Genomic DNA, 16,194 nt, shown 5'->3' on the forward strand with positions numbered 1-16,194 from the left:
CCTGCATCCCGACCGTTGTGGATCTTGGAGATGGGGTGCGTTTTGACATCTCAGCCGCTGTGGATCACGTCCACGCCGTCCTGTCCCCGGCCGTTGCCCGTGATGCGGGAACGATCTTCCGTCAGATGGGCGCAGTGCGCTGATTCCTTGATCGTTTACGGCCGAGGTGTAAATCCGGCCCGATCTGCATGATCAATGACGCGTCAGGTGTAACAGAACCCGGTCAGCGCGCTCCAGAACCGTAAACGATCATGCATCGGGTGGCCGTTTCCACACCACAGCCGTAAACGATCACCCCACCGACCGCCGCCCCAGCACCCATATCGGACAGTCGCGACAAAGCCAGGACCAGCCAGGTCGGACGGCGGCCCCGATCCTGACGATCGTCGACCGCGACGGACGCAAGTCGGACAGTCGGGACAAAGGCCGGGTGGGGGTTGGGGGTGAACGGTGACCGGGCGACGGTGGATGATGCGTCGCCCCGGAAACCTGGCAGTGGAGGCCCCGGAGCGGAGCGATAGGGGCGGAACGGTCTCCCGCGGGAGGAGCGGAAGTGAGATCGACGAACCCGGGACAAGAATGATCTAGAGGGAGACCGCCACCAGGCAAGCCTCGTCGGTACGCTCCGATGTCGGCAGCTCGAAGACCGACTCCGGCTCCCCGGCCCGGACCAGCCGCCCCAGCCGGTTGCCCAGGTTCTTGACGGGATCGGCGGCTCGCCGGTCCAGCACGCCGTCGGTGTAGAAGACGACCATGTCGCCCGGTTCCAGCTGTGCCGAACCGCTGGTGAACAGCGCCTCCGGGATGAGCCCGAGGACCGGGCCGCCGGGCGCCTTGAGCGGTGTGGCGACTCCCTTGCGGACCAGGATGGGCGGCAGGTGTCCCGCGAGGGCCCAGGTCATCATGCGGGTGGTGTGATCGATCCGGGCCAGTCCGACGCTGGCGAGCGGTGGTTCCGGCGTGCGGTGGAGTTCCGCGTTGAGGATGGTGAGGATCTCCTCGGGCGGCAGGCCGGCGATGCCGAGCGGGGGTAGTGCCGGCAGCAGGCGGGCGACGCCGGCGGCCGCCGTCATGCCCGAGCCGAACATGTCGCCGATCGCCACGAGCAGGTCGTCGCCGGGCAGGACGTGCACGTCGCAGAAGTCGCCGCGCAGCGGCCCGGCCGTGTCGGCGGCGTAGTGCCGGCCGACCACCTTCAGGCCGGGCACGCTCTGCGCGAACGACCGCGCCGGGTAGACCAGGTCCATCAGCTCGCGGGTCAGCTCGTGTTCGGCGGCCAGGCGTACGCGCTGGGCGGAGGCCTGGGCCTGGGAACGCCGGAGCTGGTCGTCGAGGAGCCGCAGGTCGGAGATGTCCTGGGCGACCAGCCGGACGGGAGCGCGATCGCCGTCCTCGACCGCCGACGTGTCGGGCGCGGCGAGGATGCGCAGCCGGGTCAGGGAGCCGTTGCTGCGGCGTACGTCGACGTCCACGGTGCTCTGCCCGCCGTGGGCGGCCCGGCGCAGCGCGTCGGCGAGGGCGGGCCGGTACTCCGGTTCGGCCACCTCGACCAGGGCGGTACGCGACAGCGGCCCCTTCTTCGGATCGCGGCCGAGCAGTTCGTAGAGGCCGGGGGACCACCACATGCGCTTGGTGGCGGAGTCCCACTCGCACCAGCCGAAGCGGCCGAGCTGCTCCATGCCGACGACCTGCTGTTCGAGCCGGGAGTACTCGTCGAGGCGCTGCCAGGAGCAGATGAGCGCGCCGCCGATCGGGGTGGCCCGCCGGGTCTTCACCACCCGCTGCCAGACCCCGGCGATCTCCACCTGCTCGGGCTGGCCGCCGCGCTCCCAGGGCTGCCCGGACGCGAGCGCCTGCGCGTACGCCTCGAAGACGCCGTTGGTCACGAGGCTGGGGTACACGTCGAGCAGGCGCCGGCCGAGGGCGTGGGGGTGGTCGACGAGCGCGGCCGGGCTCATGGCGCCGATGGTGAAGTCGACGACCGTGCCGCTGGCGTCGCGGATCGGGACGAGCAGCTGGGTCATGCCGAAGGTGCCCTCGATGACGCGGCTGACCCAGGACAGGTCGCCGGTGAGGGCGGCGGGGGAGCCGGCCACGGCGATCGTCCACACGCGACTGAGCACGCGCCCTGCGGCCTTCGCCAGCCGATCGAGGTAGTCGCGGTCCAGCGGGCCGAATTCGCGCGGGTCCGGCCAGCTGAACAGCAGTACGCCGACCACCCGCGACCCGGTGACGATCGGGTACGCGGCCACGGCCGACCCCGGACCGAGGATGGTGAGATCGTGCTCGGCGAGCCCGTCGAGCAGTACCGGATGGGCGCTGCGGGCGACCTCGCTCATCGGGGTGGCGATCAGCGACGGGATGCGCCGCGCGTCGGCCGTCTGCTGGGTGGACCAGCCCGCCGCGCCCAGCAGCCGCAGCGTGCCGTTCGGCTCGGTCGCGAAGAGGGCGGCGCCGCTCGCGGACGGAGTGTCCTCGACGGCGGACAGCCCGCCGAGCAGGGCGGCGGCGAGCGCGGGCACGTCGTCGGCCGCGTTCATGGCCGCGATGCCCCGCCGGAGCAGCCGCGTACGCGGCAACGGCCAGCTGACCTTGCCGCGCTGGGCCAGGCCGGTGAGCACCGCCAGCGGCCGCTGCCGCTCGTCGGCCAGGGACTCGGGCGACTCGACCGGGGCCGGTGCGGCCGGGGCCGGGGCGAGCGGGATCGGCCCGTCCACGGGCGAGATCGTGTTGATGATGTCGGCGGCCACGTCGACCAGCGGCGTGTTGGTGTTCTGGGAACGCTCGGAGAGCTGCGCGAACGCCTTCTCGGGGTCGACGTGCAGGCGCTCGGCCAGGATCCCCTTGGCCTGTTCGATGAGGCCGCGCGTACGCATGGCCCGGCGCATGCCGACGACTTCCTGCTCCAACCGGTGCACCCGGGCGGCCCAGTCCTCGGCCGTACTCTCCGTCACCTGCGCTCCGTCACGTGTGCCTGAACCGCCCTTCACGTTGTTCCCCCGCGATCATAGGCCGCTTCCCGGGTACGCGCCTTTCGGCGGATGAGCGCTCCCACGCGTACGGGTGACGGTGGCTGTGATGAGCGTATGGGCAGGTCGCGCGGCCCGCCGACGGGCCGCTTTTTCCTGAAATCAATCTTTTATCGGACAAAATGCGATTAACTCGCCCTATGATGACCACACACTGGCGACGGCTGCTGGCCGTGAGCGGCGTGGCGCTCGTGCTGGCCGCCGGCGCATGCAGCAGTTCGAACGACAACAACAACAGCGGTAGCTCATCGGGGACCGGTGGCGGTGAGAGTACCGACAACGGATTCAAGATCGGTCTGCTTCTGCCCGAGTCGAAGACCGCGCGGTATGAGTCCTTCGACAAGCCGTACATCGAGTCCAAGCTCAAAGAGCTGTGCCCGAAGTGCGAGGTGCTCTACCAGAACGCCGATCAGGACAGCTCCAAGCAGCAGTCCCAGGCAGAGGCGATGCTGACCCAGGGAGCCAAGGTACTCATCCTGGACGCCGTCGACGCCTCCGCCGCGGCGAGCATCGTCAACAACGCCAAGAGCCAGAACGTGCCGGTGGTCGCGTACGACCGGCTCGCCAAGGGCCCGATCTCCTACTACGTCTCCTTCGACAACATGAAGGTCGGCCAGGTTCAGGGGCAGGCGCTGCTGGACGCGCTGAGCAAGAACGGCGCCGACCCGAAGCGCGGCGACATTGTCATGATCAACGGCTCGCCGACCGACCCGAACGCCGCCGACTTCAAGGCGGGCGCGCACTCCGTGCTCGACGGCAAGGTCAACATCGGCAAGGAGTACGACACGCCTGACTGGTCGCCCGACAAGGCCCAGCAGGAAATGGAGCAGGCCATCACGGCCCTCGGCAAGGACAAGATCATCGGCGTGTACGCGGCCAACGACGGCACGGCCGGCGGCGCGATCGCGGCCCTGAAGGGCGGCGGCTTCACGGCGCCGTACCCGCCGGTGACCGGTCAGGACGCCGAGCTCGCCGCGATCCAGCGGATCCTCGTCGGTGAGCAGTACATGACGGTCTACAAGGCGATCAAGCCGCAGGCCGAGACGGCCGCCCAGATGGCGGTCGCCGCCGCGACCGGCAAGGCCTTCTCCGGCCAGGAGACGGTCAAGAAGAACAACGGCACGGTGGACGTCACGTCCGTCCTGCTGACCCCGGTGGCCGTGATGAAGGACAACATCAAGGACACCGTGATCAAGGACGGCTTCTACACCGTCGCGCAGATCTGCACTCCGCAGTTCGCGTCGGCGTGCCAGGCGGCTGGTATCTCATGACCGCGGACGGCCCGGTGCTCGCTCTGTCGGGCATCTCGAAAAGGTATGGCGCGGTGCAAGCTCTGTCCGACGTCTCCCTGGAGGTGTACCCCGGCGAAGTGGTCGCGCTCGTCGGCGACAACGGTGCCGGGAAGTCCACACTCATCAAGGTGATCGCCGGTGTCGGTCCTGCCGACGCCGGCGAGATCCGGTGGCAGGGGCGACCGGTGGGCGTGAGCAAGCCGGCCGACGCGGTCGCCCTCGGCATCGCGACGGTCTACCAGGACCTCGCGCTCTGCGACAACCTCGACGTGGTCGCGAATCTCTTCCTCGGCCGCGAGGAGACCACGTCCGGCATCGTGCTCGACGAGATCGCGATGGAGAAGAAGTCCCGCGAGCTGCTCGCCAGCCTGTCCGTACGCCTGCCGAGCGTGCGCGTACCGGTGGCGGGGCTGTCGGGTGGCCAGCGGCAGTCGGTCGCGATCTCCCGCTCGCTGCTCGGCGAGCCCAAGATCGTGCTGCTGGACGAGCCGACCGCGGCCCTCGGCGTCGCCCAGACCGCGGAGGTCCTCGACCTCGTCGAGCGGCTCAAGCACCGCGGTCTCGGCGTGATCCTGATCAGCCACAACCTGGCCGACGTCAAGGCCGTCGCGGACCGGGTCGTGGTGCTGCGCCTCGGGCGCAACGCGGGCCAGTTCGACCCGGACAAGACCAGCCAGGAGGAGATCGTGCAGGCCATCACCGGCGCGCTCGACAACGCGGTGTCGCGCCGCAAGGCCCGCGCCGAGGGCGCTGCGGACGACGTCGACGAAGCGGAGGGCGAGGCATGACCACCACACCGACGCCGGCCGCCGGCCCGCTCGCGGAAGAGGCCACACATTCGCCGTGGGAGATCATCAAGCGCCGCGTACGCGGTGGCGAGCTGGGCGCGTGGCCGGTCATCATCGGCCTGGTCATCATCTGGATCGTCTTCCAGTCGTTGAGCGACCGCTTCCTGACCGCCCAGAACCTGTCGAACCTGGCCCTGCAGATCACGGCCGTCGGCACCATCAGCGTCGGCATCGTGCTCGTGCTGCTGCTCGGCGAGATCGACCTGTCGGTCGGCTCGGTCGCCGGCGTGTCCGCCGCCACGCTGGCGGTGCTCACCGTCCGGCACGGCTGGTCCGACGTCACCGCGATGATCGCCGCCATCCTGCTCGGCGCGGTCATCGGCTTCATCCAGGGCACGATCTTCGCGAAGCTCGGCGTACCGGCGTTCGTGGTGACGCTGGCCGGCAACCTCGGCTGGCTCGGCCTCCAGCTCTACCTGCTGGGCACCGAGGGCACGATCAACATGCCGTCCGGGTTCGTCACGGACCTGATGAACAACAAGCTCACCATGGCGATGGGCTGGATCATCGGGGCGATCGTCGTCCTGCTGTACGCCGCGTCGGTGCTGCTCGGCCGCGCCCGCAGGATGTCGGCCGGACTGCCCGCCCAGTCCCTGGTCTCCGACCTGGTACGCATTATCGGCCTCGCCGCGATCGTCGTCGTCTCGGTCGCGGTCCTGAACGCGTGGCAGGGCGTACCGATCGGCGTGGTCATCCTGGTGGCCCTGGTCGCGGTCCTGGACCTGGTCCTGCGGCGTACGCGTTACGGCCGCAGCATCTTCGCGGTCGGCGGCAACATCGAGGCCGCCCGCCGGGCCGGTATCAACGTCAGCTGGATCCAGATCTCCGTCTTCACGCTGTGCTCCGCGTTCGCGGCGTTCGGCGGCGTCCTCCTGGTGGCGCGCGGCTTCTCGGCCACGCAGACCACCGGCGGCAGCGACGTGCTGCTGATGGCGATCGCCGGCGCGGTCATCGGCGGCGTGAGCCTCTTCGGCGGCCGGGGCAGTCCCTGGGGCGCGCTGCTCGGTGCGATCGTCCTCGGGTCGATCAACTCCGGCATGCTCCTGATCAACCTGGACTCGTCCGTCCGGTACATGATCACGGCGGCGGTCCTGCTGGCAGCGGTCATCCTGGACTCGGTCTCGCGCCGGGGCCGGCGTGCCAGCGGCCGCGGCTGACCTGTCACACCAGCGAAGGGGCGTCCCGGCCGGGGCGCCCCTTCGGCGTTCTCAGTCGAACAGCGACGGTGTCAGTACGCCTTCCAGCACCAGCATCCGGCGTTTCGTCTCGACACCCCCGCCGAAGCCGCCCAGCCCGTCCGACGCGAGCACCCGGTGGCACGGGACGATCACCGGAAGCGGATTGCTGCCCATGATCTGCCCGACGAGCCGGGCACCGCCGGGGATGCCGGCCCGGTCGGCGAGATCGCCGTAGCTGACGCTGTCGCCGTAGGGCACGGTGTCGTGCAGCACCCGCAGCACCGTCCGCTGCACACCCGAGGTCAGCGACCAGTCGAGCGGCACGGTGAACTCCTTGCGGGCGCCGGCGCCCCATTCGGTCAACTGCCGGGCCGCCTCGGTGAGCAGCTCGTCGCCGGCCCCGCCGCGCTGGACGGCCGCGTGCTTGCTCAGCTCGCGCAGGGCCGGACCGGGCCGGCCGAAGGTCACGGCGACGACGCCTTCGTCCGAGGTGGCCAGGGTCAGATCGACGACGGGCGTGGGCACCTCGCACCAGGCGAACCGCCGGGTGGTCTCACCAGACATACCGCGACCGTACCCCGGGGCACCGACAATGACCGATCCCGTCCGGGGGTCACTCGCCCGACCAGGCGCGATCCTCGGCTTCCTTGCGATCCTCGCGTTCGCGGATCGTCTGGAGCGCCCGGGTGGCCGAGGCCTCGTCCGGGAACGGGCCGAGGCGGTCCTCACCGGGGCAGACCTTGCCGTGCTCGGCCCGATTGTGCTTCAGGCAGTAGTACCAAGGCTCGGATTCCATGCCCTCATGCTCGCACGGGTCCTTCGAGTTCGCCCGCCAACGGACGCACGGCCAAGATCCCGTTTGGATCAGGGAAATCACCCGAATCATGGCCCAAGATTCGGGTGAAAACCGTGATCCAAACCAGATCTTGGCGGATCAAAAGGTACATTCTCGACATGGAGCTGATCATCGGTTTTCTGGGGCTCCTCGCCCTGGAGATCGTGCTCGGCATCGACAACATCGTCTTCATCTCGGTGCTCTCCGCGAAGCTGCCCCTCGACCAGCGCGACCGCGCCCGCAAGCTCGGCATCGGACTGGCGCTGATCTCGAGGCTGGCCCTGCTGGGCGCGATCTCCTGGGTCGTACGCCTCACCGAGCCGCTGTTCGCCGTGGCGGGACGCGAGTTCTCCGGACAGGATCTCGTGCTCATCTTCGGCGGCCTGTTCCTGCTGGCCAAGAGCACCTACGAGATCCACGACAGCCTGGAGGGCGAGGAGGGCCACGCCAACGGGCGTACCGGCGTCACGTTCGGCGGCGTCCTCGTGCAGATCATGCTGCTCGACGTCGTCTTCTCGCTGGACTCGATCATCACGGCCGTCGGCATGGTCTCCGAGGTCTGGGTGATGGCGGCGGCGATCGTCGTCTCGGTGATCATCATGCTGGTCGCGTCCGGGCCGATCTCGGCGTTCGTGCACCGCCATCCGAGCATCAAGATGCTCGCGCTGTCGTTCCTGCTGCTCATCGGCCTGACACTGCTGCTCGACGGGTTCCACCTGAAGATCCCGAAGGGCTACATCTACTTCGCGATGGGCTTCTCGCTGCTGGTCGAGATCCTCAACCTGCGCGTACGCGCGAAACGCCGGGCAAAGCCGGTCGAACTGCATGAACGGGTCACGGGGGAGAGCCCCGAAGGGCAGGATGACTGATGTGACCGATTACACCGACGAGGAACGCAAGACGCTGCGCGACGCCGCCTTCGGCGCGATGATGCTCGTCTCGGCGTCCGATCCCGGGTTCTTCGCGATGTTCAAGGAGAGCATGGCCGGCGCCAAGGCGCTCGCGGCCGCGCCGCCCGACCTGCAGGGCCTGTTCAAGGGCGGCGGCATGCCCGGTATGCCGAAGGGCTCGATGCAGGAGGTCGAGGCGAACGTGCTCGGCCAGGTCGGGCAGGCGATCGGCATCCTGCAGGCCAAGGCGCCGCAGGACGTGGACGCGTACCGGTCGGTGCTGGCGGCCGCCTGCGACCAGGTCGCGAGCGCCTCCGAAGGGGTCAAGGACACGGAGGCGGCGGCCATCGCCAAGGTCAAGACCGCGGCCGGCATCGTGTCGTAGGAACGCCCTAATGTGAGCGCGTGACCGAGACGACCACCGCGCCGCGGGCCTCCAAGCTGCACGACTGGGAGCCCCTGCGCCGCGCGACCTGGCTGGAACTCTTCTGCGACCTGGTCTTCGTCGTCGCCGTGGCCCGGCTCGGCGCGCTGCTGCACACCGACCACTCGGTCCGCGGCTTCCTGGCCTTCGCGGGCCTGTTCGTCGCCGTCTGGTGGCTGTGGCTCAGCTTCTCCTACTTCGCCGACCTCTTCGACGACGACGGCCCGCTGCAACGCCTGACCCAGCTGGTCGCGGCCCTCGGCGCCGCGATCCTCGCGGTCACCGTCGACGGCGACATCAGGGCCCACTCCGCGCGGTTCGCCGCCATCTTCGCCGTTCTCCTGCTCCTGCTCACCGTCATGTACGCGTGGACGGGCGCCCGGGAGCCACGGGCAGCCGAACTCTGCCGGTGGTACACGGCGGGATCCGGGATCGGCGCGGCCCTGTGGGCGATCTCGATCCTCGTCCCGGTCCCGGGCCGGTACGCGGTGTGGGCCGTCGCCCTGGTGGCCAACGCGACGGTCTCCGGCCCCCTCGCGTACGCGAAGATGCGCGAAGCGCCGCGGCAGGTGTCCCACATGCCGGAGCGATTCGGGTTGTTCGTGCTGGTGGTGCTGGGTGAAGCGGTCTGGAGCACGGTCACCGGGATCACCGAGGGGTCGTGGAGCCCGGGCGCGGTGACCGTCGCGGTGAGCGGTTTCGTGATCGCGGCCTCGATGTGGTGGATCTACTTCCTGGCGTTCGACGAGGAGGCGATCTCGCGGGTGCTCAGCCAGAGCCGCACCGCGCAGGTACGCAGCTTCCTCTACGGCTACGGACACCTGATCGTCTATGTGGCGATCGTGGCGAGCGGGGTCGGCGTCGAGCTGGCCGCCGAGGCCGCCGCACACGGCCACCGGGTGACGCTGCCGCTGTTCGGTGTCGCGCAGGCGCTGCTGATCGCGGGCTTCGTGACGGTCTCGAACGGGGTCGGCCTAGAGCTCGGCGTGCCGCTGCGGACGCAGCGGATGTTCCTCGCGCTCAAGCTGGTCATCGCGGTCGGCGGCCTGGTCCTGAGCCTGTGGGTGGCGCTACCGGCCCTGGTCGTGGCGGCCACCGCGGTCGCCTGGGCGGTCCTCACCGCGGTCGAGGTCGGCGCGTTGGAGAGGGTCCGTAAACGTTCTCTCCAGGTGATCGAATAGGATTCTTCACAGGTCCGGCGGGGCCGGTGCGGGGGCCGCGCCTTGCGAACGGCGTACGGCCCCCGCGCTAAACAGCTCCGCCCTGGATTCAGCTGCCGAGCAGCATCTCCAGATCGGCGATGGTCCGGGCCGTGTCCACGTGCACGATGCCGTGCCAGCCCAGGTTGCGGGCGGCGGTCACGTGGCCGGGGACGTCGTCGACGAACACCGCCTCCTCCGGGCGTACGCCGAGGCGGTAGCAGGACAGCTCGAAGATCCCGGGATCGGGCTTGGTCAGGCCGACCTCGTGGGAGTAGACGATGTCGTCGGTCATCTCCGGGAACTTGTAGATCTCTTCCTCGCGCTCCCGGGCGCCGACGAAGCTGTTGCTGATGATCCCGGTCTTGTACCGCCCGCGCAGGCCGGCGAAGTACTCGATCAGCTCGGTGTTCGGCGTGCCGAGGTACTCGGTCCACACGTCGGCCATGAACGCCTCGACCTGCTGCGGTGTCTTGCCGAACGCGTCGGCGATCCCGGCGAGCACGTCGTTGTAGGTGATGTCGCCGACCTCGCCGGCCCGCCAGAGGTGGCCGAGGCGCTCGTCGAGCGCCCCGGCGGGCAGACCCCAGGCCTGCTCCCAACGTGCTGCGGTGCCGAGGGGCGGAGTGATCTCCAGGACGCCCCCGATGTCGAAGACCACGGCGCGAATCGTCACGCGGACACCGTACGCGGCAACGCCTCACTCCGCAGGAGAGCCGTACCCTTCGCCGGCGGCCGGCAGCGGGGTGAGCGGCATCGTGAGGAGGGTGGGCAGCCCGGTCAGCCCGTTCGTCGGCCCCTCGACGGGCACGGCGGCGGGCTGGGCGAGCAGCGTACGCAGGGCGGCGACGCGTTCGCTGACCGCGGCGTCGGCGAGTTCGCGCAGCTTGCGGGCTTCCTCGGCGGTCAGGCCGTAGAGGGTGGCGACCTTCTCGGGCTGCCGGCGGGTGTCGCGGGCGAAGTCCTTGTCGATGGTCATGCGGGCGATGGCGTCGGCGAAGTGGGACATTCGAGCTCCTCTCCCGGTGGTGTGCCATCACGGTAGGAATTCCGCCGCCTCGTCCACCTCAGTTCCAGTACGGAACTTCACGGGCTCCGTACGCCTAGGTACCGCCCTCCGTACCGGATCACCCATCTCGACCAGGCGACTTCCCCGCGACCGTCAGAGCCAGCCGCGCCGGGCGGCGATGGCGCCGGCCTGGAACCGGTTGGCCGCCCCGAGCATCTCGTGCAGCCGGCTCATCCGGCGCCGCATGGTGCGGACGGACCAGCCGAGCTGGCGGGCGATCGCCTCGTCCTTCAGCCCGCCGACGAGCAGCGCCAGTAACGTCCTGTCCTCTTCGGACAGTTCCTCGGCGGCCGGCGCGTCCAGCGGCAGCGCCTGCTTCCAGCACATCTCCCAGAAGTCGACCAGCCCGTCGAGGAGCGTCGAGGGGCGGATGACCGCGGCGCGTACGCCGGTCAGGTCCAGCGACAGCGGCATCAGGGCCAGCCGCCGATCCGAGATCGCCAGCTTGATCCGCAACCCCGGCAGTACGCGCGCCTGCTCCCCGTGCCGTACCAGTTCCCGGATGTCGCCGAGCACACCGGGCCATTCCAGCGCCTCGGGCGCGTAGATCGCCCGGTACTGGATACCGCGCGTCATCGCCGTCTGCTCGACCGGATTGGAGGTCGTGAGCGCGTACGGCGGGCGGTCGAGGGTGATGATCTCGTGCTCGGCCTCCTGCTGCAGGCGTACGAACCAGCGGCCCAGCGCCTCGCTGCCGGAGACGAGTTCGATCTGGTCCCGGCCGGTGTCGTGGGCCGACGCGAAGACCGCCGACAGCCGCGCGGCCGCGGCCTGCACCTGATCCAGCTCGGCCGTACGCGTCCGGACCAGCGCCGTCACGGCCGCCTGCGGCTCGATGGCCGCGTAGCGACGGCGTACACCGGCGAGGCGCCCGACGAGACCGTGCTCGCGCAGGCGGTCGAGCGAGCGGGCGACGCGGTCGGGGGAGTGGCCGAGGTCCGCGGCCAGGTCGGCGGGGGCGGCCGAGGGCGTCGTGAGCAGGGCGCGGTAGACCCGCTCGTCGAAGGGATCGACCCCGGCGGCGGTCAGTTCGGGCTGGTCCGGCATGCCGGAGATCTTGGCCTAGAAGTGCCACCGGCAGCAATGGGCCAGCTGATCTTCTTGCCCGGGACGCCGCGGGACCACTAGACCACTTGCCTATGAGATCCACCCCTCTGCGATCCCTCTCTCCTTCCGGCAGACCCGCCCGCGCCGCGGCCGCCCTCGTGGTGGTCGCCGCCGTCCTGACCCCCGGTACGCCGGCCGCCTCCGCCACCCCGGCCGCCGAGCGCCACGTGATCGTCATGCTGGCCCCGGACGGGACGGCCGCCGCCCCGAACAGCCGCTCGGCCGCCGACAGCCTGCGCGGCAACCGCCGGGCTCGCCAGGCGGACGTGCTGGCCGCCGGCCGGAAGAACGGCCTGCACATCGGACACGAGCGCGGGTTCGCCCTGGCCGTGGACGCGGTGGCGCTGACCGTGCCGGACACCGAGGTCGACCGCCTGCGCGGCCTGCCCGGCGTGGCCGCGGTCTACCCCGACGCGCCGGTACGCGCGGCGACCGACGTCAGCGTCCCGCTCATCGGCGCGCCCGAGGTCTGGCAGCGGCAGGACGCCGCCGGTGCCCACGTGACCGGCAAGGGCGTGACCGTCGCGGTCATCGACACCGGTGTGGACTACACGCATCCGGATCTCGGCGCCGGCTTCGGTGCGGGACACAAGGTCGTCGGCGGCTACGACTTCGTCAACGACGACGCCGATCCGATGGACGACAACGGCCACGGTACGCACGTCGCCGGCATCATCGGCGCAAAAGCGTCTGCGCAGGACGGCATCACCGGCGTCGCGCCGGACGTGTCGCTGCTCGCGTACAAGGTGATGAACGAGAACGGCGAGGGGGACACCTCGGACATCCTCGCGGCCATCGACGCCGCGATCGACCCGGCGAACCCGCATCGCGCCGACGTCATCAACATGAGCCTGGGCGGGCCGGGCGACGGGACGGACCCGTTGAGCCAGGCCGCGAACGCCGCCAGCGCGGCCGGTGTCGTGGTGGTCGCGTCGGCGGGCAACGACGGCCCCGGCACGGGCACCGTCAGCGCGCCGGGAGCGGCCGACGACGTGATCACGGTCGGCGCCTCGACGAGCGGCCGGGTCGACCCCGTCGCGTACGCGCGGACGGCCACGGGCAAGCCGATCACGCTGCAGACCTATCGCGGGCAGCTGTCGGCGAACGCCCCGGCCGGCGGCGTCACCGCGCCGGTGGTGTCGATCGGCTACGGCAGCCCGGAGGAGGTGGCCGCGGCCGGTGACCTGCACGGCAGGATCGCCATGCTGACCGGCTACATCGCGCCCGGCCTGGACACCCTGTCGCAGAGCGATGTCGACCTCGCCCAGGATCTGGAGAGCCGGGGCGCGGTCGCCCTCCTCGGCGGTGCTCCCGGGGGCGGCGGGCCGGTCCTGGCCGCCACCGCGAACGGGGAGCGGGCCAGCGCCCGGACCGCGGTGCGATCCGGTGATCTGTACAGAATGGACAGTCTCGTCGTCCTCGGCGTGGACGACACCCAGTTCGACGAGCTGACGCGGCTGAGCGCCGACCCGGCGCTGCGCGTACGGATCGAGGGGGTCGACCGCACCGACGACATCGCGTCGTTCTCCTCGCGCGGGCCGACCGGTCGCTTCACCCTCAAGCCCGACCTGGTCGCGCCCGGCGTCGACATCAAGTCGACCGTGCCGACCAGCCTGTTCGCGCCCGGCCAGTACCGGCTCTCGGGCACCTCCATGGCCGCGCCGCACGTCGCCGGGGCCGCCGCGCTCCTGCGGCAGCTGCACCCGGGCGAGGCGCCCGCGCTGGTCAAGTCCGCGCTGGTCGGCACGGCGAAGACGGTCGACGGCTCGCAGACCGATCGCGGTTCGGGCCGGCTCGACGTCGCGGCCGCCGCGCGCGCAGTGGTCACCGCCGTACCCGCCTCGGTCTCCTTCGGCCTCGCCGATCTCGGCGGGTCGACCGTGGGCGGCACACGCTCGGTCACGCTCACGAACGACTCCGCCCGCGCCGTCTCCGCCGACCTGCGGGCCGGCGGCGCGGCCACGGTCAAGCCCGGCCACGTGAGCATCCCGGCCCGCGGCTCGGTCCGGGTCACCGTCTCGTTGCGTACCAAGACGCCCACCGAGTACGCCGAGATCAGCGGACTGATCACCGTCACGCCCGCCCAGGGTCCGGCCGTCCGGGTGCCCTACCTGCTCGTCGCCAGCCCGCTCGTGGTGCAGTCGACGCCGAACCCGAGCGACGGGCACACGACGGTGTGGGTGATCGCTCCGACAGCGCTCACGGCCGCCCCGGTCGTCACCGTCAAGCCGCAGCACGGCCGGCCGTTCACCGTGACCCCGACCGCTCAGGGCGGCACCGCGTACGCGGCGGAGCTGACCGTCGGCGCGGCCGGCTCGTACGCGGTGGACGTGCGTGGCCGGACGCCCGCGGGCACGCTGCTGACCGGAGCGGGCCGGTTCGACGTGACCCCGGTCGACGTCCGCAACAACCGCTGGGAGCCCGTCGGTCCGATCGGGGCCGGCGGCGCGCTCACGACCGGGCCCAGCCAGGCCGGGCAGGGCGTCATGCTGACCGACTACACGGCCGGCCCGTTCGTCACCGCCGACCAGGGGCGGACGTGGACCCAGCTGAACCGGCTGCCCGTCGCGGCCGCGGCCGGTCTCGGCACGGTCGTCATCGACCACAACGACCCGGCCCGCTGGTGGTACGCCGTCAACGACCCGTACACGGGCGGGCGGATCCTGCGTACCGACGACGGCGGCCGGACCTGGCGGCCACTGGACCTGCCGCGGGACTACATCGCGACGCTGGTGGCCGACACGCGTACCCGGGTGTTGGCGGCGGTGACGTCGGCGGGCCTGGAGGTGAGCACGGACGGCGGCGACACGTGGCGCCTGCGGGCGACCGGCGTGCCGGACGACGTCTACGGCGCCGCCATCGGCGGTGACGACCTGTACCTGCGCGGCGCGAGCCAGGTCTGGAAGCTGCCCGGGATCGTGACCGGCACGCCCGGCGCGCCGCAGGCGGCCTACGACAGCGACGGCCACTTCATCTACGACCTGGTGGCCGACGACGGGGTCGTCGCGGCGCTGGTCGGGCAGGTCGGCGTGGTCGGCTCGCACGGCGGCGCGTGGTCGACGCTGAAGGACCTCCCGTTCGGGGCGTCCACCCTGCGGATCAGCGGCGGCACCCTGTTCGTCGGCACCTACTCCGGCACCGGGTACGCCGGCGCGAACGAAGGTCGTGAGTGGACGGAGCGCGCCCTGCCCTCGTCGGCCGCGGTCTTCTACGACTACGACCGGTACGCCGACGGCACCGAGGCCGTCACCATGACCAACGGCGTCTTCGGCGCGGACGGCGTACGCCACGGTGTGCAGGGCCTCACCGCCCACGACCTGGCCGTCTCCGGCGACTCGCTGCTGGCGGCCACCGGCAGCGGCGTCTACCGGACGCGGGTGCCGGCGGCGTCCCCGGAGTGGGGGGCGGCCGAGGGCGAGGGCTGGATCGGGCTCGGTGCCCAGTTCCTTTCCGTTGTGGGGCAGCAGACCTGGCGCGTACGCCCGGGAGCGTTCGACGAGTTCTTCGTCGACCGCTCGGACGACGGCGGCGTGACGTGGAACCAGATCGGCCACAGCGGCGAGAAGGCGACCGCGCTCTTCGTCGATCCACGCGACCCGCGGCACATCGTCGCCGGGTTCGAGCGGCTGTCCGGCATCGGCTTGGCGACCACCACCGACGGCGGTGCGACCTGGAAGAACCTCTACCAGAACACCGTCTTCACGGCGATCGCGGCCGACCCGCACGACGCGAAGCGGATGTGGCTGGGCTCGCCCGACGGCCTCTACCGGACCGACGACGGCGGCGTGACCGTCACTTTGGTCCTGTCCGGCCCGGTCAGCGCCCTGTACGCCGACAGTGCCCGGATCGTCGCGGGCGGCACCGAGATCCGCTACAGCACCGACGGCGGGCGTACCTTCCGGACCGGTGACTCCGGGGCGGGTCAGGTGTGGGTCTCGGACGTCATCCGCTCCGGCACCACCCTGTACGCGGCCACGCACGCGTTCGGCGCGTACGGGTTCCCACAGGGCGGACGGGGCGTCCTGCGGAGCACTGACGGCGGCCGGAGCTGGGAGAACATCTCGGCCGGGCTGCAGAACCCGGACGCCACCTCGCTCGCGGCGAGTCCCGACGGAAAGTGGTTGTTCGTCGGCACCGAGAACGGCGGTGTCCACCGGACGGCCATCCGGTAGCCCGCACTTCTCGGGCCCGGTCCGCGGGCTCGCTCTTGATCCCGTTTGGATCAGGGATTCGCACGTAATCTTGGACCAAGATTCGGGTGATTTCCCTGATCCAAACGGGATCTTCGCGTTGCGGGATCTTCGCGTTGCGGGGTTATGGGGC

13 protein-coding genes are annotated in these 16,194 nt (G+C 70.8%); 7 read left to right on the forward strand and 6 right to left on the reverse strand.

All coding sequences use genetic code 11. The features are described 5' to 3' along the window. Nucleotides 1-584: 584 nt before the first annotated feature. On the reverse strand, nt 585-2,954 hold the full coding sequence (locus tag G401_RS0129830; protein WP_027345367.1) for a SpoIIE family protein phosphatase: 2,370 nt from the start codon (nt 2,952-2,954) through the stop codon (nt 585-587). Between the two features lie 215 nt (nt 2,955-3,169). On the opposite strand from G401_RS0129830, the gene G401_RS0129835 reads away from it, so the two are divergent. The 3 genes from G401_RS0129835 to G401_RS49370 are packed head-to-tail and all read left to right on the forward strand — an operon-like array spanning nt 3,170 to nt 6,326. After that, on the forward strand, nt 3,170-4,300 hold the full coding sequence (locus G401_RS0129835) for a sugar ABC transporter substrate-binding protein (RefSeq protein WP_027345368.1): 1,131 nt from the start codon (nt 3,170-3,172) through the stop codon (nt 4,298-4,300). After that, on the forward strand, nt 4,297-5,109 hold the full coding sequence (locus G401_RS0129840; protein ID WP_027345369.1) for an ATP-binding cassette domain-containing protein: 813 nt from the start codon (nt 4,297-4,299) through the stop codon (nt 5,107-5,109). Before G401_RS0129835 ends, G401_RS0129840 begins: the two co-directional genes overlap by 4 nt. Further along, the gene (locus tag G401_RS49370) at nt 5,106-6,326 is read left to right on the forward strand and encodes a sugar ABC transporter permease (RefSeq protein WP_084557772.1); all 1,221 of its coding nucleotides are present in this window, start codon (nt 5,106-5,108) and stop codon (nt 6,324-6,326) included. Before G401_RS0129840 ends, G401_RS49370 begins: the two co-directional genes overlap by 4 nt. Nucleotides 6,327-6,377: 51 nt before the next feature. Here the strand turns inward: G401_RS49370 and G401_RS0129850 are convergent, their stop codons facing one another. Then, nucleotides 6,378-6,911, reverse strand: coding sequence for a methylated-DNA--[protein]-cysteine S-methyltransferase (locus G401_RS0129850; protein ID WP_027345370.1), 534 nt, complete (start codon nt 6,909-6,911; stop codon nt 6,378-6,380). A 49-nt stretch (nt 6,912-6,960) separates the two neighbouring features. Next, complete coding sequence (locus tag G401_RS0129855; protein ID WP_027345371.1) at nt 6,961-7,143, reverse strand: hypothetical protein; 183 nt, start codon at nt 7,141-7,143, stop codon at nt 6,961-6,963. 158 nt (nt 7,144-7,301) lie between these two features. Between G401_RS0129855 and G401_RS0129860 the strand changes: the two genes are divergently transcribed. Genes G401_RS0129860 through G401_RS49375 form a run of 3 tightly spaced genes read left to right on the forward strand, consistent with a single transcriptional unit; the run spans nt 7,302 to nt 9,677 of the window. After that, nucleotides 7,302-8,051, forward strand: a complete 750-nt coding sequence (locus G401_RS0129860) for a TerC family protein (RefSeq protein ID WP_027345372.1) — start codon at nt 7,302-7,304, stop codon at nt 8,049-8,051. A 1-nt stretch (nt 8,052) separates the two neighbouring features. Next, nucleotides 8,053-8,457, forward strand: coding sequence for a hypothetical protein (locus tag G401_RS0129865; RefSeq protein ID WP_051367345.1), 405 nt, complete (start codon nt 8,053-8,055; stop codon nt 8,455-8,457). 20 nt (nt 8,458-8,477) lie between these two features. Continuing rightward, complete coding sequence (locus G401_RS49375; RefSeq protein ID WP_051367346.1) at nt 8,478-9,677, forward strand: low temperature requirement protein A; 1,200 nt, start codon at nt 8,478-8,480, stop codon at nt 9,675-9,677. A gap of 88 nt (nt 9,678-9,765) precedes the next feature. Here the strand turns inward: G401_RS49375 and G401_RS0129875 are convergent, their stop codons facing one another. The 3 genes from G401_RS0129875 to G401_RS0129885 form a co-directional block, all read right to left on the reverse strand. Next, nucleotides 9,766-10,371, reverse strand: a complete 606-nt coding sequence (locus G401_RS0129875) for an HAD family hydrolase (RefSeq protein ID WP_027345374.1) — start codon at nt 10,369-10,371, stop codon at nt 9,766-9,768. 24 nt (nt 10,372-10,395) lie between these two features. Next, nucleotides 10,396-10,704: a hypothetical protein gene (locus G401_RS0129880; RefSeq protein WP_027345375.1), complete on the reverse strand. Its 309-nt coding sequence runs from the start codon at nt 10,702-10,704 to the stop codon at nt 10,396-10,398. 153 nt (nt 10,705-10,857) lie between these two features. Next, nucleotides 10,858-11,811, reverse strand: a complete 954-nt coding sequence (locus tag G401_RS0129885) for a helix-turn-helix domain-containing protein (RefSeq protein WP_027345376.1) — start codon at nt 11,809-11,811, stop codon at nt 10,858-10,860. Nucleotides 11,812-11,903: 92 nt separating this feature from the next. On the opposite strand from G401_RS0129885, the gene G401_RS0129890 reads away from it, so the two are divergent. Further along, nucleotides 11,904-16,043, forward strand: a complete 4,140-nt coding sequence (locus G401_RS0129890; RefSeq protein WP_157546558.1) for a S8 family serine peptidase — start codon at nt 11,904-11,906, stop codon at nt 16,041-16,043. Nucleotides 16,044-16,194: the final 151 nt, after the last annotated feature.

This window comes from Hamadaea tsunoensis DSM 44101 (assembly GCF_000428945.1).
GTDB lineage: Bacteria > Actinomycetota > Actinomycetes > Mycobacteriales > Micromonosporaceae > Hamadaea > Hamadaea tsunoensis.